Source organism: Pelosinus fermentans DSM 17108 (genome assembly GCF_000271485.2).
In the GTDB taxonomy this organism is placed as follows: domain Bacteria; phylum Bacillota; class Negativicutes; order DSM-13327; family DSM-13327; genus Pelosinus; species Pelosinus fermentans.
Map to the genome: position 1 here is coordinate 1,253,691 of NZ_AKVN02000001.1, position 25,327 is coordinate 1,279,017.

Here is a 25,327-nt window from a genome sequence, read left to right on the forward strand (position 1 = left end):
AAAAACACTGTAAAGTTGTTAATCCGGCATTTTTGTATATCATACAATAGAATTTATACGTTTGGATTATCCAGTGTAACTGAAACTGCCAATTAGCGAGAATGTCGGCAGATAATGTTATTTACAAGATGTATCGGTATAAATTGTAAAAAAATAATCTAAAAATGTAAGTATGCAAGATACAACCATAGAAAAATTCAGACTATTTATCACGTGTATATGTGATTTTCAATGGTATATTTTGTTTGGCACGTTATTTGCATTATATAGTATCAGAATCGCTTACGGGCAATGTGGTTCTATTGTAATGAAGCATGTACAAGAAAACAAGATTGAGTCAAAGGAGGGTTTGATGATAGTGGATTTTACGCTGCTACTAAAGGAAGAGCTGATGATGGTGCCCCTTGTGGCAAGCAGCCGGGAGGATGCATTTGAGAAGCTGGCACTTGGTTTGGAACAATACGGTTTTGTAAAGGATACCTATTTAGAGGCAGTTAAAAAACGGGAGAGAGTTTTCCCCACGGGATTATGCACGGGAGAAATTAATGTGGCTATTCCCCATACAGATGTAGAACATGTCGTCCAAGGTGCTATGGCAGTAGGCGTGCTGGAAAAGCCGGTTCGCTTTGCCAATATGGAGAATCCCAAAGTGGAGATTGAGGTTTCGATTATATTTATGCTGGCATTAAAGGACGCTCATGAGCAGCCTGCATTCCTGCAAAAATTGGCAGGTTTGTTCCAGGATAAGGAGCTTCTGCATAACCTGGCATCTAAAACGAGTACAAGTGCTACGTATCAGTTATTGCTTTCTGCCCTTGCTTGCTAAGAGGAAAAAAAGAGAGGAGGGATGGAATTTATATCAAACGGAGACTGTGACTGGAAATAAGGTAAGAGCATAGTACAAGCAGTCTATCGGAAAATCTTATTTAGGACGGCAAAGGATGAGCATAGCTAACGCTTCGCCGTTGTACTTAACCTACGCTTATAGCTATGTTCATCCTTTGCCTGTCTGTGGCTCATAGTTAGTTGTTTTTGAAAGAGACTATAAATTTGAGGAGGAAAAGGATATGGCTGGAGAAAAGAGAATTTTGGTTGCTTGTGGAACCGGGGTATGTACCTCTACGATGGCAGTTAATAAATTAAAAGATGCGCTAGAAAAAAGAGGCAAATTGAAACTAGTAAAGATTAATCAATGTAAAATTGCGGAAATCGCGTCTATGGCATCGGACAATGACTTAGTAGTGGCGACAACTCAGGTATCGGCAAAAATTAATATTCCGGTAGTAACAGGAACTGCTTTTTTAACTGGAATTGGGGTGGATAAAGTAGTAGAGCAAATTATTGATCATCTCAAAATTTAATTGAGGGGGAATCATACATGGAAATAATAAGTTACATTGTCGGCTTAGGTGCCAGTGTTATGATGCCAATTATTATCACCATATTAGGGGTATGTTTAGGTACTAAATTAAGCAAGGCGATCCGTTCAGGTTTAATGGTTGGTGTAGGGTTCATTGGTTTAAACTTAGTTATCGGTTTATTAACCAGTACGCTAGGCCCGGCTTCACACGCTATGGTAGAAAAGCTTGGGCTGCAATTAACCGTGATTGATGTGGGATGGCCTGCCGCTGCTGCCATTGCTTTTGCATCAACTGTGGGAGCGATCATCATACCCATCGGATTGGTAGTCAATATTATACTTTTGATTACGAAGCAGACAAGAACGGTTGATGTGGATATTTGGGATTATTGGCACTTTGCTTTTACTGGTGCCTTGGTTACAGCGGCTACCGATAGTATATTATGGGGTGGTTTTGCTGCTATTGTGAATATGATCATTGTGTTTTATCTGGCAGATTGGACAGCCCCTGGAGTCGAAGAATACAACAAACTGCCTGGAGTTTCCCTGCCCCATGGTTTTTCGGCAGCCTATGTTCCGATTGCTATTGTAATTAACAAAATCATTGATATGATTCCTGGCATCCGGGATGTCAAAGCTGATCCGGAAACATTACAAGAAAAGTTTGGTATATTTGGTGAACCTCTCATTATTGGCAGTATATTAGGTTTGATTATTGGTGCTCTTGCGGGATATGATGTGAAGACTATTTTAACGGTAGGTATTACAATGGGAGGATGTTTGGTTCTGATTCCCAAAATGGCTTCTATGCTTATGGAGGGGCTTTTACCCATATCCGATTCAGCACAGGAATTTATTCAGAAGCGGTTTAAGAATGCCGGGAAAATCTATATTGGCTTAGACTCGGCTGTGGCTATCGGACATCCTGCCTGCATGGCAGCTGCCTTAGTGCTTGTGCCGATTACGATCATCTTGGCCGCTGTGCTTCCCGGAAATCGAGTGCTTCCCTTTGCTGATTTAGCAGTACTTCCCTTCATGCTGGCTATGGTGGTTCCGGTAACCAAAGGCAATGTGTTTAGAACCTTTATTGTGGGGCTGGTCATGGTGACGATCGGATTACTAATTGCTACGGATATGGCACCATTACATACACAGCTTGCCATAAATGCTAATTTCAAAATGCCGAGTGGCGCTACGCAGATTGCTTCTATTTGTGATGGAGCCAATCCCCTCACCTGGATTATTTTGCAGCTGACTGGTTTAAAGGTTGTTGGTGTGGCTGTTTTGGTAGCGGTCGTTGGAGCTATGGCCGTTATCAATAGTAAAATTACGAAACGCAGAGATGCCCAAGAGGATATACAAGCTTAATATCGCTATATTGCTTGCCGGTATTCTTTTTTCATATATCGGCAAGCAATGTATTGAAGTAAAGTATAAGGAGGAGAAAGTATAATGCTGGAGGAGCTTAGAAAAGAGGTTTTGGAGGCAGCTTTGCAATTAGTTCGCTATGGCTTAGTAACACTTACAGGAGGTAATGTAAGCGGCAGAGATAAAGAAAGCGGATATATAGCGATTACTCCAAGTGGCATGGATTATGAGAAACTAAATCCAGAGGATATTGTGATCGTAGACAGCAAAGGAAGTATGGTAGAGGGAAAATGGAAGGCTTCTGTGGATTTGAAAGACCATTTATACATATATAGGAATAAACCCAATTTGTATGGTATTATACATACCCATTCGCCTTATGCCTGCAGTTTTGCCATGCTGCATCAAGAAATTCCCTGCTGCAGTACTACTCTGGCAAATGAAGTCGGCGGCAGTGTTCCTATTTCGAAATATAGCCCCGTTGGCGAGGGGGGAATTGGGTCTGCTGTGATAGAAGCAATCGGCGATAAAAATGCCTGCTTATTAGCGAATCATGGAGTGATAGCTGTGGGGATATCGGTTAGGCATGCATTAGTGGCCGCAGTAATGCTGGAAGATGGAGCAAAAGTCTATCATTTAGCTAAATGCAAAGGAGATCCCATACCCTTGGATCCATCTGAAATCGAAAAAGCAAGAAATGTATTTTTATATGAATATGGACAAAATCACTAGGCATATCTGACTTCTGCATGCTACATTTAAATGGTAGCATTTAGAAAGGGAGGATCTTCCGCTTTCAAATATAATGCTGCAAAGGGGAGATTATGATGGGGATGAAGAAAGAACGATTACAAGTATTAATTGATACTGAGGATAGAAAAAATCCTTATACGGATGAAGCATTAGCGAAGAAATTGTCTATTTCCCGCGGTGAAACTACCCTTTTGCGGCAAAAGTTGAAGATCCCTGATTCTAGAGAGCGGAGAAAACCCATTTTATGTGAAACCATTCGGCAAATCCTAGAAAGCAATCCGGGTATATCCAAACGAGGGGTAACGGGACAATTGCAGCAAATGGGTTTTTCTGTATCCCGTTTTACAATAGAACAGTTGTTAAGCAATGCATTATATAGTATGGAGGAAATAAAAAGTGCGGTCTCGTCTCCCAATATAGGTACAGACGTTGAAAGCGGAGGTAAAGAATTTATCAGTACTGCATTTGATAACTTGATTGGGCAGAAGGGAAGTCTATTTCCTATTATCGAGCAGGCAAAAGCAGCTATTTTGTATCCTCCTAAAGGACTTCATACGTTGCTGCTAGGTGCAACTGGAGTTGGGAAAAGCGATCTGGCAGAAGCGATGTATCGTTTTGCTGTGGACTCAGGAAGACTAAATATAAAGGCTCCCTTTGTAGTTTTTAATTGTGCGGATTATGCTGATAATCCGCAATTACTGCTCTCCCAGTTGTGTGGTCATATGAAAGGCGCCTTTACTGGTGCTGAACGCTCTAAGGAAGGGCTCATTGAAAAAGCTGATGGTGGGATTCTATTCTTAGATGAAGTACACCGGCTGCCGCCAGAAGGACAGGAAATTTTATTTTATCTTATTGATAAAGGAAAGTTTCGACGGATGGGGGAAACGGAAAGTCTGCGTCAAGTAGCGGTTATGTTAATTATGGCTACGACAGAGGTGCAGTCAGCTGCCTTGCTGGCTACATTCCGCCGCCGGGTTCCTATGGTTATAGAGCTGCCCAGCCTTCAGGAGAGGCCCTTACAGGAAAGACTGGCATTAATTCACTATTTTTTAAAACATGAAGCACAGCGTACCGGGAATTCTTTAAATATTGATGCTGATGCGCTAAAGTCACTTTTGCTCTATGATTGTTCCAGCAACATTGGGCAGTTATCTGCAGATATACAGGTAGCGTGTGCCAGAGGATTTCTGAATCTCATTACCAGCGGCAGCAAAACACTCTATATTACAGTTTCCAATCTGCCTGCACATGCACGGCGCGGACTGCTTAAACTTCAGCATCAGCGCGATAAAATTGAGAAACTGCGAATTACCAGTTGTGAAATTTTGCCGGGAAAAGAAAATATGGTATATGTGGATGAGCTGTACTCGGTGCCACGGGAAATCTACTCTTATATTGAGGAACAATATGGAAAGCTTTCTATGCAGGGTGTTTCTCAAGAAGAAATCAACCGGATCATTGGATCGGAGTTGGAAGCGAAGCTATGGAAGTGGATTAAAAGGGCCAATGATTCGCCGGAGCCCATTGTAAAGGCTGATTTATATAAAGTGGTTGATAAGGCGATTGTAGATATCGTCGAAGCTATGATCGAGAAAGCTGCTGATATTTTAATTCGGCCAAGTGAACAGATCGTTGTAGGATTATCCATTCATTTAACAGAAACACTGAAACGAATCAAGCAAAATAAACGAATTATTAATCCGCATTTGGAAAAAACAAAATATGAATATGCCCGCGAATTTGCCATAGCCCGGGAAATGGCAGAATGTTTTCTAGGGCAAACCGGAGTGAGACTGCCAGAAGAGGAAATTGGTTTCATCACATTATATTTGACAATGTATTGCCGGCAAGATGCAGATGGGCGGGTAGGAATTCTAGTATTATCTCACGGCCATGTGGCAGCAGGAATGGCGGAAGTTGCTAACAGACTGTTAGGAGCTAACCATGCTAAAGCGGTTGAAATGTCGTTGGATGAAAGTTCAGAGACAGCGTTAGAACGCACCATTGAGATTGTTATGCAAATTAATGAGGGCAAGGGTGTACTCTTACTTGTTGATATGGGATCACTAGCCAATTTTGGCAGCCAGATCACTGCCATAACCGGTATCCCCATTCGGTCGGTAGGACCGGTATATACGATGATGGTTATTGAAGCGGTTAGGCGGGCACTACTTCCAGATACAGAGCTGGATGAATTGGCGGAAATGTTAGGGCAGCCTTATTTGAGTGCCGAAAACCTAAGTACAGAATTGTTGCAAAATGATGTATCCTTCAATAAGAGTAAGTCTGCTATTTTAACGATCTGCATTACGGGAAAGGGAGCAGCTATGCAATTGCAGAAGGAAGTAGAACGGCAGATCGGCAGGCAGCAGGGCCAAATAGAAATAATCTGCATGGGATTAGCAGATAGGCAAACCTTTGCAAATGAAGTTCGGAAAATTATGAAAACTCATTCGATTAAAGCTGTAGTTGGAACGTTAGATCCTGGTTTGCCTGGAGTTCCGTTTATCACAGTTGATCAAATCGTAAAGGGAAAAATAGCATCCATCCTGCAGTGTGCACCAAGTCGAAGAACAACAGTAGCAGAAGTTATCCAAGAGGAGTTAATATTTTATCCTAATCCGGAATGGAGCAAACCGCAAGTAATTGACTTACTCACACAAAGTCTGCTTTCTAGAGATTTGGTTAAGCCTGAATTTGCAACGGATGTGGTTAAGAGGGAATTAATCGGAGTACCGATTTTAAGTCTGAGAGTAGCCATTCCTCATGGGGAAGACCCACGATATGTAAATCAAACATCAGTTGCATTGGCGATCTTTCCTGAAGCCATACCCTGGGGTGAGAATTACCGGGTAAATGTTGTCTGTTTGTTTGCCGCGGCTACCGATGGCAGGGAACTTGTTCAAGAGCTGGGAGGCAAATTGACAAACGATGAAATTGTTGATTGCTTGATTGAAGCTCGCACGCCAGCTGAAGCAAAACGAATCCTGGTACAAGGAGAGAACAAATAAAAAAGGTACTTTACGTAAAGCGAAAGTACGGATGCAGGGTATAGGGACGGAATGGCCTGTAGTAGTGAGGAAGCTTTGTAATGAAAGCGGAGCGAAGGGGCTATGTTATCTAGTTTTGAAGATTGGTCAACCAATAAGGAAGGAACTAATGGACAAAATAAAATCGTTTGGGTAATCATTCAAACAATTAGATAATGAGAGCCGGATGAACCGAGAAGTTCAAGTCCGGCTCTAAGAGAGCCTGGGGGTGAGATTCCTCCAGGGTACTTACCTTCGTGTCCCGTTTTACTTAATCCCCGCTACTGAGTGGGGAAAAGAAATTTATCCGTTTAAGGGTAAAGAATATGATAAGCTGGAGCAGGTTTCATCGCCTGAATGAGGGATTAATTTTTCCGATAAAGCCAAAAATGCCATGGAGCCATATCTATTTCTTGAAATGATTATGAAAATCTTCTGAGAAATCAATGAGAAATAAAGTTGAATTTCTAGGGAAGAATTCGAAGGCTATTTTTAAATTTCAATGTTAATTTTGTTGCTATCAAATAATATGTTATGATATTGTTAAATCAACGATTAGAAAATTACTTTAGATATTCAAGTCAAGAGCCGTCCCGAATACAACCGCGAATACAATCGAGCATGGAATTAAGTCCCGTAGGATTTGGTAGAAAAGATTGCATTGCAATCTGATTTTATTGAGCAGGTTTGCGGCCTAGAGCCGGGTTTATTAAGCCATGAGGACAACCTTGTGAAAATCAATTTTTCTAAGGGCCATCATCTCGATGTGAATAATACATAAGATGACGGTTTGAGGAAATAGTATTGACTATGTCGGGTGTAAAGGCAGGGGTAATATGATTCTCTACACAATTGGGTTTGGGAAAAAAACGGCGCAGGAATTCTTTACGCTCCTACAAAAGAATGGAGTTAAGCGTGTAATTGATATCAGACTGAATAATGTCTCTCAACTTGCGGGATACACCAAGAAGGCAGATTTAGCGTATTTTCTTAGAGCAATAGCGGATATTGATTATATTCATTTGCCGGAATTTGCTCCGACCAAGCAACTGTTGGATGGGTATAAAGGTAAAGAAATAAGTTGGCGGGAATACGAAACGGAATACGCTCGTATTCTGGAAGAACGTGCTTCTCTCAATCACTTAGATAATAGCTTATTTGATGGAGCCTGTTTACTTTGTAGCGAACCAACACCTAAACAATGTCATCGCAGGTTACTTGCTGAATATTTGGCAGAAAAGGTTAATGGATTGAGAGTAATTCATCTTTGATCGGTACTATGTAGTGAATTTGATGAGATAATGAACGTAGGATCAAAAAAAGGGGGGGCGCGGAAGCAGTGAAGAATGTTAAAAAGATTTATACCCTGGGACATTCAACTGTCTCCAGCTCATTTTTTTTAAGTATTATCCAAAAATTTGGCATCTCTTGTATTGTAGATGTACGGAGTGTTCCTTATAGCCGGCATGCTCCACAATATAATAAAGAGGATTTAAGTCGTTTTTTGAAACGAAATTCTATTCAGTATGTTTTCATGGGCGATGAATTTGGCGCTAGGCGCGAGGAGCAGAGCTTATATTCGCCTTCAGGCTATCTTGATTTTGAGCGCACACGTAAATCTGAGCTGTTTATGCGTGGCATTGAGCGTATTAATAAAGGCTTGCAGGCAGGCTTTACAATTGCGCTTATGTGTACAGAAAAATGGGCAATAGAGTGTCATAGGAGTATTTTAGTAGGCAAGGGATTAGCAGATGTCGGTTTTGAAGTCGTACACATCGACCATGATAGTAATACTATGACGCAACCTGAAATGGAGCAGGTTTTGTTAAAAATGTATTTCCCAGAAGTTAATATGTTTGCGGATCAATTGGGTGAGCCACTAAATGAAGCAGCAATGATTGAAGAAGCTTATCGACGCAAAAATAAGGAAATTGGTTTTATCGGGTATGAAGACAAAGAGGCCGCCCACAATTAAGTGGAGGCGATTTTATGGAAAAAGAAATTATACTCATGGCTAAATCCTGGAAGGGCGGCGGTTACTGTATTGCTGGCATTGACACTACTACGAGAGATTGGGTCCGAATAGTATCAGATGATGCAGCTAGGCAGCATGCGGTTACGGATGAGGACATGAAGTATCAAGATGGGACAAGCCCCCAGATATTGGATAGGGTGAGGATTAAATGTACAGCTCATACACCTAATGATTATCAGCCAGAGAATTACACTATGGATAGTTCTCGTCGTTGGAGAAAATCTGGACAAGCAGATATTAATGCGGTTATAAATCTTCATCCTGCTGAATTTCATGGAATCTTATTTTATAATAACGATAAGAAGGTTACTCCAGGAGAAATACAAGCCATTAGCGATGGCAATAAATACTCATTAGCATTTATTAGACCTTCAAATACTAAAATTAATGTTAAACGGTGGGATGGAAGCACACGACCAAAGATTACAGCATGCTTTACACATGGAGAGCGAAGTTATCGATATATAAAAGTTACCGACCCTACCTTTGTAATACAGTATCAAGATATAGAAGACGGAGATTATCCGCTTGATAATGTATATTTTGTTGCTAGCTTAGCTGATCCCAATCCGAGCGATGGTGATCATTGGAAGCTGATTGCTACCGTTTTAAAGGAATAATTTATTTTAATAATTATAAAGTAAAGCCCTTACCCATTGAATAATTGGGTAAGGGCTTTTTACAGGTTTTTAAAATCCTTGTAGAAGGAGGAGTTCTGATAGCTTTCTTTGGCCTGTTCGGATAGGGCTAGTTGGGAAATATCAAACGTTCCCTTTACCTGTGGCAGAGACCAGCCCTCTGTAGCTAAAGCCCACTGCTTCAGATGATTTTTCAGCTTTTTCACAGACTGAGTGGTAATGAAGGCACGATCTTTCCTATCATTGAATTTGCGGTTATCGGTGGACGAGAGACCGGCATCCGTACAAACAATAAATTTAGCCAGAGAGAAATCCGTAAGGATCTTTTTTTCTAACGGCTGTAGAGTAAGCTGCTCGTTCGTGTTGCCGCTATGAATACTAAAGGCAAGGGGAATGCCGTCCCCATCCATAAACAGTCCCATTTCAACAATTGGATTGGGCCTGTTTTCTTTGGAAGGGCCATACTGTTTATCGCTGCTTTCCTGTTCAATCTCAAAAAAATAATTGGTACAATCGTAGTAAAGAATTTTATAATGGATTATTAACAAATATTGAAGTTTAGCAATTCTTGCCGCCACAAGCGGCTTTTTCTGTTTTTATACATATAAGGACAATTGTTTTTTGCGGATAATACGGATAAGATTGACAAATAAAAAAACGTGATGCAACAGTTAATATTTCTGTAAATTGGTTGTCTCAAGCTGTGGGTCAAGAGTTAGAATAATTCGTTAATCGTTCTATGAATATAGTATTCAAATATCAAAGATAAAATAAGCAGGAGAAATCGTTTTATGATTTCTTCTGCTTATTTTTCTGTTTTGCATCCCAGAATATAATATCAAGTGATGCTTTAATTTTGGATTTATCTTCTTTAGTTAATGGTATGCCATCAAAAAGAACTTCTGGTTGCTCTAGGAATTTAATGAGGTCATTAGAGTTGTCCTCTTCCGCAGCAGGGGAAAGAGATTCGATATTATCGCGACCTACTAAATAGTCTATGGTCACATTGAAGAAATCTGCAAGCTGCTTTGTTGTTGCCAGATCTGGTTCACGTTGACCTATTTCATATAAGGATAAGCGGGAGCGAGATATATTAGTTAGTTTTGCAACCTCATTTTGTGTTAATGATCTGCGTCCACGCAAATCTGCAAGACGTTCGCCAAATGTCATATAATCAACTCCTGCATATAATTATATGCTACGGATAGAAGCAATTAAATAATTTGCTTCTAAAAGTTGCAAAGAATATTGACAGCTTCATTGTGAAGCATTATAATAAAGATATAAATGCTTCATAATGAAGCTGGAAGGAGGATTATATGAGAAAAGAGTTAGCTATTGCGCGTGAAAATATTGGACTGACACAAGCAAGGATGGCTGAATTGCTAGGAATATCTCGTAGTTATTACAGCTTAATTGAAAATGGAATGAGGAATCCTGACTATGGATTAGCAAAGCGGATAGCTAAAATTCTTAAAGTGTCGCCCAATAATATTTTTTTTGACCTCGATGGCTTCAATTTGAAGCAAAAATAATGGAGTTATCGTTCTGGAATCTAAAGCTAGTAAAGGAGGTGATAATTTGTTCTCTACCAATCGATCGTTTCAGGAAAGAAGAGTAACAATTAGAAGCCCTTCCATCAACAAGTAGCAAAAGAGTAGTCTTTTAAATCTCACTACCTAGATTATACCAGTAATATTTGTAAAATTCTGCATCTTATTCTCAAAAAGAAGTTTCGTATTTCACTCCCGTTACATATCATCGAAATCTTACAGCAAAAGGAGACAAAACCATGAAAGTCATAACCCTAGATTCACCCCTCAAAATCGGTATCAAAGACATCTCCATGCCAGAGCGGAAGAATGACAACGAAGTTCTCATCAAAGTCCGTGCCCTTGGCATCTGCGGATCCGATATTGGTGCTTACCGAGGCGTCAATCCTACTGTAAGCTATCCCCGTATCATCGGTCATGAGATCGGCGGGGAAGTGGTGTCTATTTCAGATAATAGCAAGGGCATTATCCCAGGAGATCGAGTCGTTCTAGAACCCTATCTGCCTTGCTATCAGTGCTATCCTTGCAGCATGGGCAGAACCAACTGCTGCGAGGAGTTAAAAGTCTTAGGGGTGCAGACGGATGGAGGCATGGCGGAGTATGTGACCCATCCTCTCAACTTGGTGCATCTGGTGCCTCGTGAAATGGAGTGGCAGGAGGTTGCCATGCTTGAGCCCTTGACCATTGCCCTCCATGCCAATCATCGCTCCAGAGTCAAGGAAGGGGAGCATGTTCTCATTATTGGGGCGGGAGCCATTGGATTATTAGCTGCCCAAGTCGCCATGGTCTACGGAGCGGTTCCCATTCTAGTGGATGTGGTAGAAAAACGGTTAGCGTTGGCAAAAGAGATGGACATACTCCATACCTTGCATCCCTCACAGGGAAATGTCATCCAAGAACTCTCTGCCATTACCAAGGGACGCATGGCAGAAGTGGTCATTGAAGCCTCGGGTTCCCAAGGAGCCATTCATAGCATGTTTGACTATGTATCCGCTGCCGGACGCATTGCCTTAGTGGGCTGGCCCAATGGGGAAACGCCTTTGCCTACGGCCGTAATTACCAAGAAAGAACTGGATATTGTCGGTTCCCGCACCAGTGCCAATGAATTTCCCGAAGCCATTGCCTTACTGCAGAACAAGCAGGTACAGGTGCGTGAGATCATCAGCCGTGTAGTGACCTTTGACGAGATTCCCGATGCCGTCATGAACATGGCTGCCTTTCCTGACAAGTTTGTCAAAGTGATAGCGGTGCTGTAACGAAAGAAAAAGAAAGGACCAAAGAAAAACAGGAGGTTGTAATCATGAAAAAGTTTACCTTTGCCCCTGAGAAAGACATCGATGTCATTGCCGTAGGACGCATAGCCATTGATTTAAACCCCAATGAAATTCATCGCACCTTGGACAAGGTCAACACCTTTACCAAATATGTAGGGGGTTCTCCTGCCAATATTGCTGTAGGCTTAGCCCGTCTTGGCAAGAAGGTCGGATTCATCGGCAAAGTGTCCGATGATGCCTTTGGCAAGTACGTTACCGATTACTTCATCGAAAAAGGCATTGATGTATCCCATGTTACCCCGTCATCAGACGGAGAAGTCTTAGGTCTGACCTTTACGGAAATCTCCAGTCCCACCGAAAGTCAGATTCTCATGTACCGGGAAGGCGTTGCTGACCTTGCCTTAGCCCCAGCAGATATTTCCGAAGACTATATCAAGCGCGCCAAATTCCTCTTAATCTCTGGAACTGCCTTGGCGGCGAGCCCTTCCAGGGAAGCCTGCTTTTTAGCCATGACCTATGCCAAGAAGCATGATACCAAGATTATCTTTGATATTGACTACCGCAGCTACACCTGGAAATCCAACGTAGAAATCGCCGTATATTACTCCTTGGCAGGACAACGAAGTGATATCCTCATGGGTTCCCGGGAAGAATTTGAACTCATGGAAATGCTGGATAAGGGCAATGACATACCTGACTACTGCCTGGCAGACAACTATCTCTTCCATGGGAATCAGATTGTCATTATCAAACACGGGAAGAAAGGTTCCCTTGCCTATAGCAGTGATCGCAAAGCCTATAAAGTGGGCTCCTTTTCCGTAAAGCTCTTAAAATCCTTTGGCGGTGGAGATGCCTATGCTTCTGCCTTTCTCTATGGCATCTTAGAAGGCTGGCAAATGCCCACTTCTCTGGAATTTGCTACAGCCTCAGCAGCACGAGTGGTATCCAGTCATAGCTGCTCGGATGCCATGTCTACCGCCGAAGAAATCATACGCTTTATTGCCGATAGTCAGGAAAAAGGGACGGTCATCGAGGAAATTCCCTGGAACCAGTCTATCGAAGGAGGGAGATCATGCCGTTAGTCATCTTAGCCTTAGGCATTGTCGTCCTATTTATCCTCATTATCGGTGTGAAGCTCAACAGCTTCCTATCCCTAATCCTAGTTTCCTTAGGTGTAGGCTTAGCAGAAGGACTGCCACTCTTAAAAGTAGTAGACTCCATTGAAAGCGGTGTGGGAGGAACCTTAGGGCATTTAGCCTTAGTCATCAGTTTCGGTTCCATGCTGGGAAAACTCATGGTAGACAGCGGGGGAGCCCAGCGCATTGCCATGCACCTCATTGATCGGTTTGGCAGGAAATATGTGAAATGGGCAGTCTGCTTAACCGGCTTCATTGTGGGAATTGCCTTATTCTATGAAGTAGGCTTTGTCCTTCTCATACCCTTAGTCTTTACCATTGCCCTATCCGCAGGAGTGCCCTTACTGGAAGTAGGCGTACCCATGGCAGCCGCTTTATCCGTAACCCATTGCTTCCTGCCGCCCCATCCGGGGCCTACGGCCATTGCCGTTATCTTTAATGCTGATATTGGGCTCACCTTAGTGTATGGCTTTCTCATTGCCATCCCGACCATCATTGTAGCAGGACCCTTCTTCTATGAAACCATGAAAGATCTCAATCCTGCTGTACCGCAAGGATTGCACAGCCATCAGTCCTTTAAGGAAGAGGACATGCCCAGTTTCGCCTCCAGTCTGTTTACCACCTTGATTCCCGTATTCTTAATGGCAGCCGCTTCTCTTACTAAGTTAACTCTTCCCAAGGAATCGTATATTACCCAGTTCTTTGCCTTTGTGGGTAATGCGGATATGGCCTTACTCATTGCCGTTCTCGTTGCCTTCTATACCTTTGGCATTAAACGGGGGAAGACCATGGCCGACATCATGGAGTCCGTGCAGCAGTCCGCCATGACCATTGCCATGATCCTCTTAGTCGTGGGGGGCGGCGGTGCCTTTAAGCAGGTGCTCATTGACAGCGGCGTGGGAAAATACATTGCCTCCTTCATGGCAGGTTCCCAGCTGTCTCCCTTAGTACTGGCCTGGATGATTGCCGCTGTACTGCGCCTCGCTGTCGGTTCCGCAACGGTAGCCGCCTTAACCACAGGGGGCATGGTACTGCCTCTCATTGCCGCAACCGGTGTCAGTCCCGAGCTCATGGTTCTTGCAACGGGGGCAGGCAGTGTCATGGCAGGACCGCCCAATGACCCGGGATTTTGGATGTTTAAGGAATTCTTTAATCTTTCCGTAAAAGAGACCATACGATCCTGGTGCGTCATGGAAACCGCTATTTCTTTTATGGGTTTAGGAGGTGTGCTGCTTTTAAATGCGTTGATTTCGTAACGGGAGAGCATATATGCAATTAGACTGAAGAGTATCGGTGATCCTGAGCTTAGAACTTCAAAGCCTATTGGCTACCATACCCGTGAGTATCTGTTGAAATATGGATATTCTGAGGCTGATGTTGTCAGATTGGAAGCCGCTGGTGCTGTTAAGTGTTTTCACGGTGAGCTGTAATGGTACATAAAATAAATGAATAATAGAGCCGGCGGATTTCCGCCGGCTCTATTATTCATTTATAAGCACCGGTGCATTGCTGCAGGAGCGTTGTGATTGTTTCATAGCCCGGTGCATCTTCATAGAGAATCTTATACAAGCCGGTCAGTAATGGTAGATCGCTGACCGCCAGCTTGGCTTCCCTTTCCAGCTGTTTTGCCAGCAAGTAGCCAAAACGAATAGCGGGATAGCCTTCGACAGTGATTCCTTCTTCTTTCATCTTTGCGATAGCTTGACTGGCGGTCAGTCCCTCGCCAATCACTTCGCCCAGTGTTCGGTTGCGTCCGGCTTCCCCGGTTACCTCCAGGTCACCTACCCCGGGAAGTCCATAGACGGAGAGCAGAGTACCTCCTAAAGCCTGAGATAGAATGCCCATCTCTGCTATGGCAAAAGTGAACAAGGCAGATTTCGTGTTGTTATGCAAAAAGCCTTTGCGTTTTTTAAAGCCTTCCGCCATGCCTAATCCAACGGCATAGGCGTTTTTCATAGCGGCACAAATTTCGGTTCCGGTTACATCGGTATTGACTTCAACGCGATAGACATCGGTCATCAATGTTTTTTGGAGATGTTTGGCGGAGAATAAGTTTGTACTGGAATACGTAACCGAAGTAGGCGATTCCCAGACGACTTCGACAGCCTTGCAAGGACCGCCGATAAAGACAAAAGAAAGGGTATCTGTAAGATGTTTCGGCAGACGTTCCTTTAGAATTTCCGGCAGCAGGACAACGTTGCCGTCCCCATCGTATTCAAAGCCTTTCGATACACTGCCGATCATCATGCCGGGATGCAAATAAGGCACAACTCGTTCAAATATCATTCCCAAAGCATCCGACGTAATCGCCATAATGACAATATCAGTATCCTGCATGGCCGCAGCTAGAGATTCTTCCTTGAAAGGTCTAATTGCTGATGGCAACGAACATTTATGCTTGGGATGAGGTTCTCCGGCCAGCAAGGCATTGATGATCTCATGATCCAGCTCGGTTCCCCACAGACGAACTTCATGATTGTTTTTTATAAGAGGTACAGTCAGGGCACTGCCCATAGCACCTGCACCTATAATTGTTATTTTCGACATAGCTGTCACGCTCCTTAACTTTTTACTAGGTGGAGTAAAAAGCGACAGCTTGACAGGATGCGATCCATCGGGTTTATTATAGCAGATCTTATGAAAAAATCAATTGTCTAAATGCTGGCGTTGGCAATAGAGCCTGGTACAATGTGTGCATGATTGGACCAGGCATTTGGGAATTTGGTTGGATTTGTTCTGCTGGAAAATATTTTCGATCGATAAAAGTGGAGAAGAATCAACTCTTCCAGGGAACAGAGCACAAAACGTGGCAGTAATTGGTACATAACTTGCATCTTATAGGCGAAGGTGGGGTAAATAAATGCGACAGTTATTAAAGATTATTAATCAGGAAAACAAAAAGAATCCTCTGACAGATGAAGAAATTGCTGCACAATTAGGGATGGGAAGGAGTGATGTAGCCAAGCTCAGGCGATCACTGGGCATCGGAAACTCAAGACAGAGAATGAGAGAACTACTGGAAAAAGAGATTCATGTTTTATTAAACAAGTATCCTAATTTGTCGGAAAGGGCATTGACCCAAAAGTTAAATGAAAACGGTTTTGGTGTCTCCAGGCATATGGTTAGTGACTTATATCAGCAGATGAAAATACAAGGTGCCTTTTCCGCAGCAAAACCAGAATCGCCTAACAGTAGTGAGGTCAATGATCCGCCGGTGATACAAACGCAAACTGCTTTTGACGCTTTAATCGGGGCGCAAGGCAGTTTGCGGACGCAAGTAGAGCTGGCTAAGGCGGCCGTTTTTTATCCACATAAGGGGCTGCATACCTTAATTGCTGGGGCAACTGGTGTTGGAAAAAGTGAATTGGCTTATTGTATGCACCGTTTTGCTTTGGAGTCTGGTACGAAACCAAGTGATACTCCTTTTGTGGTTTTTAACTGCGCTGATTATGCAGAGACGCCCCAGTTATTACTGGCTCAATTATTTGGTTATGTTAAAGGTGCTTTCACCGGTGCGGAAGTGGATAAAGAAGGATTAGTGGAAAAAGCCAATCAAGGGATTTTATTTTTAGATGAAATTCACAGGCTGCCGCCGGAAGGACAAGAAATTCTTTATTACCTAATTGATAAAGGAAAGTTCCGGCGGCTGGGGGAAAGTGATACCTTCCGTAATGTAAGTTTGATGCTGATTGCTGCGACGACAGAAAATATCGAGTCCTTTCTGCTGCTGCCTTTCCGCCGTCGCATTCCAATGGTGATTGAGCTGCCAACCATTGCCCAGCGTCCTTTGGAAGAACGGTTTCAAATCATTGTAAGTTTTATTCGGGAGGAAGTCAGCCGTATTAAATTGACAATGAGGGTTTCGTATAACGCAGTGGTTGCCTTACTTATGTATGAATGTCATGGCAATATTGGTCAGTTGCGGTCAGATATACAGGTTGCCTGTGCCCGGGCTTTTCTGAAGAATATGGCACAAAAAGAAAAAATATTAAAGATCGAAATTAATGATTTAACCCATCAGGTTGTTAAAGGTTTGCTGCTTTTAAATGAGCAGCGTCCTATCATAGAAAAAATTCTGCAGGGGGATCTGGAGATCTCCCCGACTGATGAACAAAGGGCACCATTAGTGGAACCCACGTATTTATTGCCGAATGAAGTATATCAGGAAATTGAAGACAATTATATTAAAATGGAGAATCAGGGAATCGACCTTGCGATTATCAATCGTGTCATCAGTGATGAACTTGAGGCTAAGGTACGGCAGCTGATTAAGCAGGCGCAAGGCAATAAGCAAAACCTGATTCGGCAGGATTTAGAAAAAATTGTGGGCGAAAAACTCGTCAATGCCGTTGATCGAATGATAAAGCTGGCTAGAACTCGGCTGCCAGATATTGATGATAGTTTGTTATATTGTTTGGCTACCCATTTAGCGGCCTCTTATGAACGCATCCGGATGAATAACAAGCTGATTGTCAATCCTCAATTTCAGAAGATGCAGACCGAATATCCGGCAGAGTACGAACTGGCAGGGAGAATGGCACAAATAGCCTCTTATTATCTTGGAACAGACTTGCCGGAAGATGAGATTGCTTTTATTGCTATGTACTTAAAATCTTATGCTAAAAAAGATCATCTAAATGAAGTCCATGTGGGAGTTGTGGTACTCACTCACGGACGGGTGGCCGAAGGAATGGTACAGGTCGCCAATCGACTGCTCGGCGTTGATTATGCTAAAGCCTTGGAAATGCCATTAGAGGAGAGATCCGAAGATGCACTGCAGCGGGCTATGCATATCGTGCGGCAGGCGGACAACGGCAAAGGGGTTCTAATGTTAGTGGATATGGGGTCTTTGGTGGGTTTCGGTAAGCTGATTACCGATAGCACCGGTATAGTAACCCGCATGGTAACTAGGGTCAATACACCGATGGTGATTGAAGCGGTACGCAAGGCATTGGCTCCGGATGCGGATATTGAGGAAATTGCTAACGCGCTGCACTGGGACAATTCGAACTATGAAACGGATGTATGCCATTTAAGCACGGTTCATAATTTGACGGATGCAATTGTAACCATTTGCCTTACTGGTCAGGGAGCGGCAGAGTGGATGGCAAAAATGATTGCCGAATACATGCCGCAATGTTTGAAACAGATAGAGATCATTCCTATGGGGGCTTTAGTGGAAGAAGACCTTCAGACTCGTTTAAGGCAAATCGGGCAGAATTATAATCTTCTTGCTGTGATAGGAACCTTGGGGACGGTGATACCCGGCATTCCGTTTATTACCGCCAAAGAGATGGTAAAAGGGAACGGTTTGGAAAAATTAAAGAGAATTATACAATTGCGCGGCAGCTTAAATAAAGCAGGATCGATTCATTCTGCGGCTGGAGGGTACTCTCAAAATGGATTAATCCGACCGGAACTCGTATTGCTGAACTGCTCCCATAAAAACAAAAATGAAGTTTTGAATACATTGGCTCAGACATTAGTTAGTCAGGGGCATGTACGGGAACAGTACATCGTATCCATTTATGAGCGTGAAGCATTGGCTCAAACCTTATTTCAGGATGTGGCATTGCCCCACGGCAGTCCGGAATACATCCTGAGGCCAGCTATTGCAGTGATGACGCTTCAAGAGCCGATAGAGTGGGTTGATGGGTATCAAGTAGAGATTGTATTTATGCTGGCTCTCAACAATTATCAAAAAAATGAATTTAAAAAATTATATTCTTTGTTGAATGACCGCGAGCAGCTGATGAAAATGAAGCAATCGAAAAATATAGAACAATTTATGAGGGTGATTACAGATGGACAAATGTTTTGAATTTGACGAGAAAGTGATAGCCGTTGGCTTGGAAGTCAGTGACAGAGAGGATGCATTGCGGCACATGGCACAAATGCTGCACGACGCGGGATATGTCCGCGATACCTACAGCGAGGCTATTATCCGGCGTGAGCGCACTTTTCCTACCGGTTTGCCAACAGGAGAGAATGGAGTGGCAATTCCACATACTGACATATGTCATGTCATCGCTCCGATGATTGCCGTCGGAATTCTTAAAACACCTGTCGAGTTTCAAAACATGGGTGACATTGAGGATGCAATACATGTAAAAATTATGTTTATGCTGGCGATGAATAATTGTGACAATCAAGTGAAATTATTGTCTGAATTGATGCAGATCATTCAGGATCAGTACTTGTTGAAGAAACTGTGCATAGCACAATCGGTAACAGATATTGGCCGGCTGCTGAAGGATAAAATTCACTTTTAGATTGTTTGAAAATGGGTGGAGGAGGTGGAAAACATGAAAACATTTCGCATACTTACCATTTGTGGTACAGGGATTGCTACTTCAACCGTTGCTGCAGAAAAATGCAAACAATATTTGACTAAACGTGGTTTGAAGGTAGAAGTAGTTGAATGCAAAGCGGTAGAAGCGTCTGGGAAAATCCCGGTATATTCTCCCCATGTGGTAGTCGCAACGACCCTGGTTAACGATAGCGCATTGCATGGCACCAAGAAATTTAGCGGATTACCGTTTTTGACGGGCGTGGGTATGGATAAGTTAGCTGATGAGATTGCTGCTTATTTGCAGAGTTTAGAGTAGTATCTCACTACTCTAAACTCTTAGGATGTGATTTTTGCAGAACCTTATAGATTATAAAACAAAAAAATATGGGGAGGAAAGTTTTGTGCAAATAATAAATTTTATTCTTGATCTGGGACCTACTGTCATGATGCCGATCATTATCATGCTTTTAGGATTGCTTTTTCGGCAGGGATTTCCTAGGGCTTTTCGTTCCGGTTTAACGATCGGAATGGGGTTTGCCGGAATATTCCTGGTTATAAGTATGCTGACCAGCAATTTATCGCCAGCAACCCAGGCTATGGTTACAAACTGGGGGTTGCACCTTGATGTAATGGATGTCGGCTGGCCGATCGCGGCGGCGATCAGCTTTGGCACACCCATTGTTCCAGCCGTTTTTATTATGGGTCTGTTCATTAATGTTTTGATGTTGTCTATGAACTGGACCAAAACGATGGATATTGATTTATGGAATTACTGGCATTTTATCTTTTCTGGTGCGTTGATTATGTATCTGACCAACAGTGCTATTTTGGGCATTATTGCATCCGGCATTACCATTGTCATTGTCCTTAAACTGGCTGACTGGACGCAGCCGTATGTGGCAAAAGTCTTTGATATGCCCGGCATATCATTACCACATACTGAGTCCATATCCTGGGCTCCTCTTGGAATATTGTTAAATAAAGTAATCGATAAAATTCCCGGTATCAATAAGATTGATATTAATCCGGAAAAGATTCAAGAACGGTTTGGCGTTTTTGGAGAGCCTATGTTAATTGGTTTGGTTCTTGGTGCATTTATTGGCGTCTTGGCAGGATATACTGTCGAAGGTGTTGTTAAGTTAAGCGTGAATATGGCAGCTGTACTTTTCCTGATGCCGCGAATGGTTCGTATTTTAATGGAAGGTCTATTACCTTTGTCTGAAAGCGGGCGTGAATATCTCAGTAATCGGTTTCCTGGCAAAGAAGTATTTATCGGCTTGGATGCTGCTGTTGTTATTGGTCACCCTTCGGTAATGGCTGTTTGCATTTTGATGATTCCGATTACCCTGCTGTTGGCTGCTGTTCTCCCAGGTAACAGAATCTTACCATTTACCGACTTGGCTGGGTTACCCTTCTGCTTGCTTTGGGCTGTAGCCCCTTCAAAAGGAAATGTATTTAGGGGCCTCATTATTAGTACAATTTTTATGGTTGGTATATTATACATAGCAACCGATTTGGCACTAGTAACTACCTTAATGGCAAAACAAGTAAACTTCCCATTCCCTGAAGGTACCGCTGCCATTTCTTCTCTCGATGGGGGGGCCCATCTGATTCCTTATATTATATTTAAAATCGTTGAAATTTTCCATTAATTTTAAATTGCCTATATATCGTAAGGCTATACTCGTCGGCGTTACAGTCCAATCGTTTTGGTTGGATGCTGCAAGAATCTTGATAAACTTTCCGGGCAGCATTGAATGAAGGAGGTAACTTATGGTTTATGAAATGATGAGAGCCATGGCTGGACCTTATATCTGCAGCGTGGTAGATTCATATATTGCCCACCAGGATGTCCTTAATAGTGTCGTTGTTGCCGGAGGACTTACCTGGCGGGTGTATAAGCAGAAATACTGGAAACGTATCAGGCCGAAAGAGAAGCAAAAAGAGACATTCTTCAGTCGAATTTAATCCATAAAAGACTCGTTATTCTGCTAAATGAAAATATTGTAGACCAATCAAATTTTTTAGAATTTGATTGGTTTTTTCTTTACAATAGAGATATTATTGTTATTTTGATAAAAAAAACAATAAATAAAAAACAATAAAAAAGAAATAAAAAATAATTGACTATTCTAAAAAATGAAAGTATACTAAGTGTAAACATAGGTAAAGGCACTGAACAAATGTAAAAGTGAGAAGATTATTGTGAATAAATAAATCAGGAGGACGAGTGAATGCTGGGATTAAATTACAAATTAGAAGAACTAGAAAAGAACGGTAAGAATATATTGACAGGTATCATTGGAGCCGGTCAGATGGGAAAAGGTATGATCAGCCAGATGACATTGATGAAGGGCATGACGCCGGCAGTCGTTGTGGATATTAATATAGAGAATGCAAAAAAAGCATTTTTGCATGCAGGAATTGATGAAGGAAATATTAAATATGCTAAGACCGCTGCCGAAGCAGATGCGTTTATTAAAGATGGTAAGTCTGTTATTGCGGATCATAGTGATGCTGCCACCAAATCGGAATTGATTCAAGTTGTTATTGATGCAACAGGAGTGACAGAAGTAGGAGCAAAAATTGCTTTAGATACGATACTTGGCAAGAAGCATATTGTAATGCTGAATGCAGAAGCAGATGTTGTGATTGGACCCATCCTAAAGAAGTTCGCTGATGCGGCGGGTGTTATTTATACAGGGGCTGCTGGAGATGAGCCAGGGGCAGTGAAAGAATTATATGACTTTGCCGTAGCGTCAGGTTTTGAGGTTAGAGTGATCGGAAAAGGTAAAAATAACGTGCTGGATTTTGATTGTAACCCAGATACTGTTTTGGAAGAAGCTACTAGAAGGGGTGTTAGTCCTCACATGCTGGCATCATTTAAAGAAGGAACGAAAACAATGGTTGAGCTGGCATGTATGTCTAATGCTACGGGTTACATTTGTGATGTAAGAGGGGGGCATGGCATCAGTGGTGAGGTAAAAGATCTGCCGCAATTGCTTAGCTTAAAAGAAGAAAATGGAGTATTAAATCAATATGGCGTTGTAGATTTCGTGAATGGCATTGCTCCTGGAGTATTTGTAATTGTGACAAGTAAACTGCCTGAAGTAAGAGCAGAAATGGAATATGTAAGTATGGGGAAAGGACCTAACTATATATTGTATCGTCCCTATCATTTGTGCAGCTTAGAAACTCCTTTGTCAGCAGCCAAAGCTGTATTGGATCATCAAGCCACAATTGCGCCAATGGGAGGTTTGGTATCAGAAGTGATAACCGTTGCTAAAAAGGATCTAAAGGCAGGTGATCACTTAGATGGTATTGGTGGATATACAGTCTATGGAACGATTGAAAGATATGAAATAGCCAAAGAAATGAACGCTCTGCCTGTCGGTCTAGTCAACAAAGATACAATCTTAAAACAAGATGTTAAGAAAGGCGATCTTATTACCTATGACATGGTGCAGCTGCGCGAGGATTCTTTCATTCTCCAAATGAGAAGGCTTCAAGATAAATTATTTGCGTAAGAAATTCATCCATTGTTGATTTATTTTTAATATATACGGTAATGCTCTCCTGAAAAAAATATTCGTTAGTATCAATTATCATTAGCTTATCCAAGGATTGAAGAAGTTTTTATTGTCAATTTGTGGCTAATACTATATTATTTTTGTGAACTGGATAAACAGTATACTAACAACATCGTTGGGGGGAGCAAATATGCAAAAGATAGTAGATGATAGTCGCTTAATTGTAAAATGTTGTAAATTGTATTATGAAGAGTACCATACGCAAAATGAAATTAGTAAGATCTTGGGAGTTTCAAGGCCTACTATTTCAAGATTATTAAAAGAGGGGCGAGATTTAGGTATTGTAAAGATTGAGATCATTAACCCTTTTGAACGTGATTTTGAGGAACTAGAGAGACGAACTGAAAAGAGGTTTCAGATTAGAGAAGTGCTCATCATTGAAGATGAGGCTGATGAAGTAATGCAAAAAAGACAGCTGGCAAAAGCTGCTGCCAAATATTTGCGAAGGATTGTAAAAGATGGCGATACCCTTGGAATTTCAATGGGAACCACTCTTAAGGCAATTGCAGAACATATCAATAATAACGAAAAACGCAAATTAACCTTCATTCCTTTGATTGGAGGGTTAGGGCAGTCTGAAATTGATATTCATCCCAATGATATTGTTATGGGATTTGCACAAGCTTTTGGTGGAAATTTTAAATTGCTGCATGCACCTGCTGTAGTCAGTAACGAGAATATAAAAAAAGAAATGCTGAAGGAGCAGAGCATTAAAGAGGTTATTGATCATTCTAAATTATGTAATATCGGCATTGTAGGAATTGGTTCGCCCACAGACATGGGTTCAACTATGATGACTTCAGGATATTTTAATGAAGATGATACGAAAGAATTCGCCAAGTTAGGTGTAGTAGGAGATATTTGCCTGCAATTTTATGATATAAATGGCAATGCAGATCAATTTGACTTTAACAAGCGGGTGGTAGGAATTAATTTAACGGATTTGAAAGAAATTGATACAGTGATTGGTGTAGCTTGTGGCGAGAAAAAAGTGAATGCGATTGTTGGTGCTTTAAATAGTAAAATTATCGATGTTTTAATTACGAACTATAGTAATGCAGTGGCTATTAATAATTATAAAAATAATAAATAAGAAGGACAAAACGGGGGAGAATTTTCATCATTTTTCAAGTGGACTAACAGAAGAATTTAAGTTAATAAAGAAATCATTTTGATGATGAAATTCTATTTTCCCTTGAATTATTATTTGAAAAGTTCGAATTATCCAACAAGTAAAACCAGACTACAATCGTTTAATGAGTAAGAGGAGGAAAAGCATGGAGAAATTACTACTGGTTGCCTTCTTGTTTTATGTCCTGCAAATGATTTTAACGTATTTTCAAGTAAAAGATTTTCGAAGTAATGTTGATGAACTAAGAAAGAAAGGCGTTATTGGCATCGGGTCTAAAAAAAGGAAGCTGTCTGCCGGGACAATTGTTATTCTTGTCAGCAATGAATTCGGAGACATTATAGAAGGCCGAATGATGCAAGGGTTTAGTATCTTAGCCAGATTCAAGAATCTTAAAGATCTTAATGGATTCAATGTCGGGGAATTAAAAGAAAGAATGCAAAGAGAAAGTAGTAAAGATACAGCAACGCTGGATGCACTAAAGCAGATTGAAAATCAATTAGTAAAGCTTGAGGCTATGTAATTGATTTGCCTATATGAAGCCATAGAAAGGAAGGGGGCGTTAGATTAATCGTTTAGATGGGGAAAATTGTACGAGGAAAAAGTAAAGGGAGGTAAAAATTCATGCTGGTATTAGCTCACTTAGCTCAAAGTTTCATTGCACTATTTCAAAAAGGTGGAGAAGTCTTTGTAGGCTTAGTTACGGGGATTCTTCCGACACTGATTGTCCTGATTACAGCGGTAAATTCATTGATTGGTTTAATTGGTGAAGAACGAGTCAATAAGATTGCCAAGGCTGCCACGAAAAATATTATTTTACGTTACACAATATTTCCCATTATGGCTGTATTTTTTCTAACGAATCCAATTTGCTACAGTTTTGGTAGGTTTTTGCCAGAAAAGTATAAACCTGCTTTCATGGATGCGTCCATATCTTTTGTACATCCGATTACTGGTTTGTTCCCCCATGCTAATGCTGCTGAATTATTTGTATGGGTAGGTATTTCCAGCGGTATCACAGCTTTGGGTCTTCCATTAGGTGAGTTGGCAGTCCGCTATTTTATTACCGGTGTGATTGTAATCTTAATTAGAGGTATTTTAACGGAAAGAATGACCATTTATATGATGAATCGCAAAAATAATCAGTCATTAGGGGCATAAGTGGACGAA

23 protein-coding genes and 1 pseudogene are annotated in these 25,327 nt (G+C 41.7%); 21 read left to right on the plus strand and 3 right to left on the minus strand.

What is annotated here, in order from left to right; genetic code table 11:
- Positions 1-352: 352 nt before the first annotated feature.
- From FR7_RS05495 to FR7_RS05530, 8 genes are all read left to right on the plus strand, one after another.
- On the plus strand, positions 353-826 hold the full coding sequence (locus FR7_RS05495) for a PTS sugar transporter subunit IIA (RefSeq protein ID WP_007931577.1): 474 nt from the start codon (positions 353-355) through the stop codon (positions 824-826).
- A gap of 241 nt (positions 827-1,067) precedes the next feature.
- Positions 1,068-1,361, plus strand: coding sequence for a PTS sugar transporter subunit IIB (locus FR7_RS05500; protein WP_007931576.1), 294 nt, complete (start codon positions 1,068-1,070; stop codon positions 1,359-1,361).
- A gap of 17 nt (positions 1,362-1,378) precedes the next feature.
- Positions 1,379-2,728, plus strand: coding sequence for a PTS galactitol transporter subunit IIC (locus FR7_RS05505; RefSeq protein WP_007931575.1), 1,350 nt, complete (start codon positions 1,379-1,381; stop codon positions 2,726-2,728).
- Positions 2,729-2,812: 84 nt separating this feature from the next.
- Positions 2,813-3,460 (plus strand): class II aldolase/adducin family protein, encoded by a 648-nt coding sequence (locus FR7_RS05510; protein WP_007931574.1) that lies wholly within the window; start codon positions 2,813-2,815, stop codon positions 3,458-3,460.
- Between the two features lie 95 nt (positions 3,461-3,555).
- The gene (locus FR7_RS05515) at positions 3,556-6,492 is read left to right on the plus strand and encodes a sigma 54-interacting transcriptional regulator (protein ID WP_007931573.1); all 2,937 of its coding nucleotides are present in this window, start codon (positions 3,556-3,558) and stop codon (positions 6,490-6,492) included.
- Positions 6,493-7,346: 854 nt separating this feature from the next.
- On the plus strand, positions 7,347-7,781 hold the full coding sequence (locus tag FR7_RS05520; RefSeq protein ID WP_007931568.1) for a DUF488 domain-containing protein: 435 nt from the start codon (positions 7,347-7,349) through the stop codon (positions 7,779-7,781).
- A gap of 68 nt (positions 7,782-7,849) precedes the next feature.
- Positions 7,850-8,485 carry a DUF488 domain-containing protein gene (locus FR7_RS05525; RefSeq protein ID WP_007931566.1) on the plus strand — a complete coding sequence of 212 codons (636 nt, stop codon included), beginning with the start codon at positions 7,850-7,852 and terminating at the stop codon, positions 8,483-8,485.
- Positions 8,486-8,499: 14 nt separating this feature from the next.
- Positions 8,500-9,165, plus strand: coding sequence for a dual OB domain-containing protein (locus tag FR7_RS05530; protein WP_007931565.1), 666 nt, complete (start codon positions 8,500-8,502; stop codon positions 9,163-9,165).
- Between the two features lie 74 nt (positions 9,166-9,239).
- Here FR7_RS05530 and FR7_RS05535 read toward each other — a convergent pair.
- Positions 9,240-9,710: pseudogene (locus FR7_RS05535) on the minus strand (IS1634 family transposase); the annotation flags it as partial.
- Positions 9,711-9,972: 262 nt separating this feature from the next.
- The gene (locus FR7_RS05540; protein WP_007931562.1) at positions 9,973-10,353 is read right to left on the minus strand and encodes a helix-turn-helix domain-containing protein; all 381 of its coding nucleotides are present in this window, start codon (positions 10,351-10,353) and stop codon (positions 9,973-9,975) included.
- 149 nt (positions 10,354-10,502) lie between these two features.
- On the opposite strand from FR7_RS05540, the gene FR7_RS05545 reads away from it, so the two are divergent.
- From FR7_RS05545 to FR7_RS05560, 4 genes are all read left to right on the plus strand, one after another.
- Positions 10,503-10,718, plus strand: a complete 216-nt coding sequence (locus FR7_RS05545; protein WP_007931561.1) for a helix-turn-helix transcriptional regulator — start codon at positions 10,503-10,505, stop codon at positions 10,716-10,718.
- Between the two features lie 257 nt (positions 10,719-10,975).
- A complete protein-coding gene (locus FR7_RS05550) occupies positions 10,976-11,992 on the plus strand; it encodes an alcohol dehydrogenase catalytic domain-containing protein (protein ID WP_007931559.1) in 1,017 nt (338 codons plus the stop codon).
- 44 nt (positions 11,993-12,036) lie between these two features.
- Entirely contained in the window at positions 12,037-13,092 is a 1,056-nt protein-coding gene (gene iolC / locus FR7_RS05555; protein WP_007931557.1) for a 5-dehydro-2-deoxygluconokinase, read from the plus strand.
- Positions 13,083-14,402 carry a gluconate:H+ symporter gene (locus tag FR7_RS05560; protein WP_007931554.1) on the plus strand — a complete coding sequence of 440 codons (1,320 nt, stop codon included), beginning with the start codon at positions 13,083-13,085 and terminating at the stop codon, positions 14,400-14,402. Before iolC ends, FR7_RS05560 begins: the two co-directional genes overlap by 10 nt.
- A gap of 229 nt (positions 14,403-14,631) precedes the next feature.
- Here the strand turns inward: FR7_RS05560 and FR7_RS05565 are convergent, their stop codons facing one another.
- Entirely contained in the window at positions 14,632-15,693 is a 1,062-nt protein-coding gene (locus FR7_RS05565; protein WP_007931551.1) for an NAD(P)H-dependent glycerol-3-phosphate dehydrogenase, read from the minus strand.
- 313 nt (positions 15,694-16,006) lie between these two features.
- Between FR7_RS05565 and FR7_RS05570 the strand changes: the two genes are divergently transcribed.
- The 9 genes from FR7_RS05570 (at position 16,007) to srlA (ending at position 25,318) form a co-directional block, all read left to right on the plus strand.
- Complete coding sequence (locus tag FR7_RS05570; RefSeq protein ID WP_007931550.1) at positions 16,007-18,967, plus strand: sigma 54-interacting transcriptional regulator; 2,961 nt, start codon at positions 16,007-16,009, stop codon at positions 18,965-18,967.
- Complete coding sequence (locus tag FR7_RS05575) at positions 18,951-19,418, plus strand: PTS sugar transporter subunit IIA (protein WP_007931548.1); 468 nt, start codon at positions 18,951-18,953, stop codon at positions 19,416-19,418. The genes FR7_RS05570 and FR7_RS05575 overlap by 17 nt, the downstream gene beginning before the upstream one ends.
- A gap of 33 nt (positions 19,419-19,451) precedes the next feature.
- The gene (locus FR7_RS05580; protein WP_007931546.1) at positions 19,452-19,754 is read left to right on the plus strand and encodes a PTS sugar transporter subunit IIB; all 303 of its coding nucleotides are present in this window, start codon (positions 19,452-19,454) and stop codon (positions 19,752-19,754) included.
- 85 nt (positions 19,755-19,839) lie between these two features.
- Complete coding sequence (locus FR7_RS05585) at positions 19,840-21,090, plus strand: PTS galactitol transporter subunit IIC (protein ID WP_007931545.1); 1,251 nt, start codon at positions 19,840-19,842, stop codon at positions 21,088-21,090.
- A gap of 121 nt (positions 21,091-21,211) precedes the next feature.
- On the plus strand, positions 21,212-21,406 hold the full coding sequence (locus FR7_RS05590; RefSeq protein ID WP_007931544.1) for a hypothetical protein: 195 nt from the start codon (positions 21,212-21,214) through the stop codon (positions 21,404-21,406).
- 266 nt (positions 21,407-21,672) lie between these two features.
- On the plus strand, positions 21,673-22,965 hold the full coding sequence (locus FR7_RS05595) for an NAD(P)H-dependent oxidoreductase (protein ID WP_007931543.1): 1,293 nt from the start codon (positions 21,673-21,675) through the stop codon (positions 22,963-22,965).
- Between the two features lie 193 nt (positions 22,966-23,158).
- Positions 23,159-24,121 (plus strand): sugar-binding transcriptional regulator, encoded by a 963-nt coding sequence (locus tag FR7_RS05600; protein WP_007931542.1) that lies wholly within the window; start codon positions 23,159-23,161, stop codon positions 24,119-24,121.
- Positions 24,122-24,305: 184 nt separating this feature from the next.
- Positions 24,306-24,680 carry a transcriptional regulator GutM gene (locus FR7_RS05605; protein ID WP_007931541.1) on the plus strand — a complete coding sequence of 125 codons (375 nt, stop codon included), beginning with the start codon at positions 24,306-24,308 and terminating at the stop codon, positions 24,678-24,680.
- Between the two features lie 101 nt (positions 24,681-24,781).
- Positions 24,782-25,318, plus strand: a complete 537-nt coding sequence (gene srlA / locus FR7_RS05610; RefSeq protein ID WP_007931540.1) for a PTS glucitol/sorbitol transporter subunit IIC — start codon at positions 24,782-24,784, stop codon at positions 25,316-25,318.
- Positions 25,319-25,327 lie beyond the last annotated feature (9 nt).

Coding starts and splice junctions, on each gene's coding strand:
- FR7_RS05495 (WP_007931577.1), top strand. CDS start 353: ATGATAGTGGATTTTACGCTGCTACTAAAGGAAGAGCTGATGATGGTG.
- FR7_RS05500 (WP_007931576.1), top strand. CDS start 1,068: ATGGCTGGAGAAAAGAGAATTTTGGTTGCTTGTGGAACCGGGGTATGT.
- FR7_RS05505 (WP_007931575.1), top strand. CDS start 1,379: ATGGAAATAATAAGTTACATTGTCGGCTTAGGTGCCAGTGTTATGATG.
- FR7_RS05510 (WP_007931574.1), top strand. CDS start 2,813: ATGCTGGAGGAGCTTAGAAAAGAGGTTTTGGAGGCAGCTTTGCAATTA.
- FR7_RS05515 (WP_007931573.1), top strand. CDS start 3,556: ATGGGGATGAAGAAAGAACGATTACAAGTATTAATTGATACTGAGGAT.
- FR7_RS05520 (WP_007931568.1), top strand. CDS start 7,347: ATGATTCTCTACACAATTGGGTTTGGGAAAAAAACGGCGCAGGAATTC.
- FR7_RS05530 (WP_007931565.1), top strand. CDS start 8,500: ATGGAAAAAGAAATTATACTCATGGCTAAATCCTGGAAGGGCGGCGGT.
- FR7_RS05540 (WP_007931562.1), bottom strand. CDS start 10,353: ATGACATTTGGCGAACGTCTTGCAGATTTGCGTGGACGCAGATCATTA.
- FR7_RS05545 (WP_007931561.1), top strand. CDS start 10,503: ATGAGAAAAGAGTTAGCTATTGCGCGTGAAAATATTGGACTGACACAA.
- FR7_RS05550 (WP_007931559.1), top strand. CDS start 10,976: ATGAAAGTCATAACCCTAGATTCACCCCTCAAAATCGGTATCAAAGAC.
- iolC (WP_007931557.1), top strand. CDS start 12,037: ATGAAAAAGTTTACCTTTGCCCCTGAGAAAGACATCGATGTCATTGCC.
- FR7_RS05560 (WP_007931554.1), top strand. CDS start 13,083: ATGCCGTTAGTCATCTTAGCCTTAGGCATTGTCGTCCTATTTATCCTC.
- FR7_RS05565 (WP_007931551.1), bottom strand. CDS start 15,693: ATGTCGAAAATAACAATTATAGGTGCAGGTGCTATGGGCAGTGCCCTG.
- FR7_RS05570 (WP_007931550.1), top strand. CDS start 16,007: ATGCGACAGTTATTAAAGATTATTAATCAGGAAAACAAAAAGAATCCT.
- FR7_RS05575 (WP_007931548.1), top strand. CDS start 18,951: ATGGACAAATGTTTTGAATTTGACGAGAAAGTGATAGCCGTTGGCTTG.
- FR7_RS05580 (WP_007931546.1), top strand. CDS start 19,452: ATGAAAACATTTCGCATACTTACCATTTGTGGTACAGGGATTGCTACT.
- FR7_RS05590 (WP_007931544.1), top strand. CDS start 21,212: ATGGTTTATGAAATGATGAGAGCCATGGCTGGACCTTATATCTGCAGC.
- FR7_RS05595 (WP_007931543.1), top strand. CDS start 21,673: ATGCTGGGATTAAATTACAAATTAGAAGAACTAGAAAAGAACGGTAAG.
- FR7_RS05600 (WP_007931542.1), top strand. CDS start 23,159: ATGCAAAAGATAGTAGATGATAGTCGCTTAATTGTAAAATGTTGTAAA.
- FR7_RS05605 (WP_007931541.1), top strand. CDS start 24,306: ATGGAGAAATTACTACTGGTTGCCTTCTTGTTTTATGTCCTGCAAATG.
- srlA (WP_007931540.1), top strand. CDS start 24,782: ATGCTGGTATTAGCTCACTTAGCTCAAAGTTTCATTGCACTATTTCAA.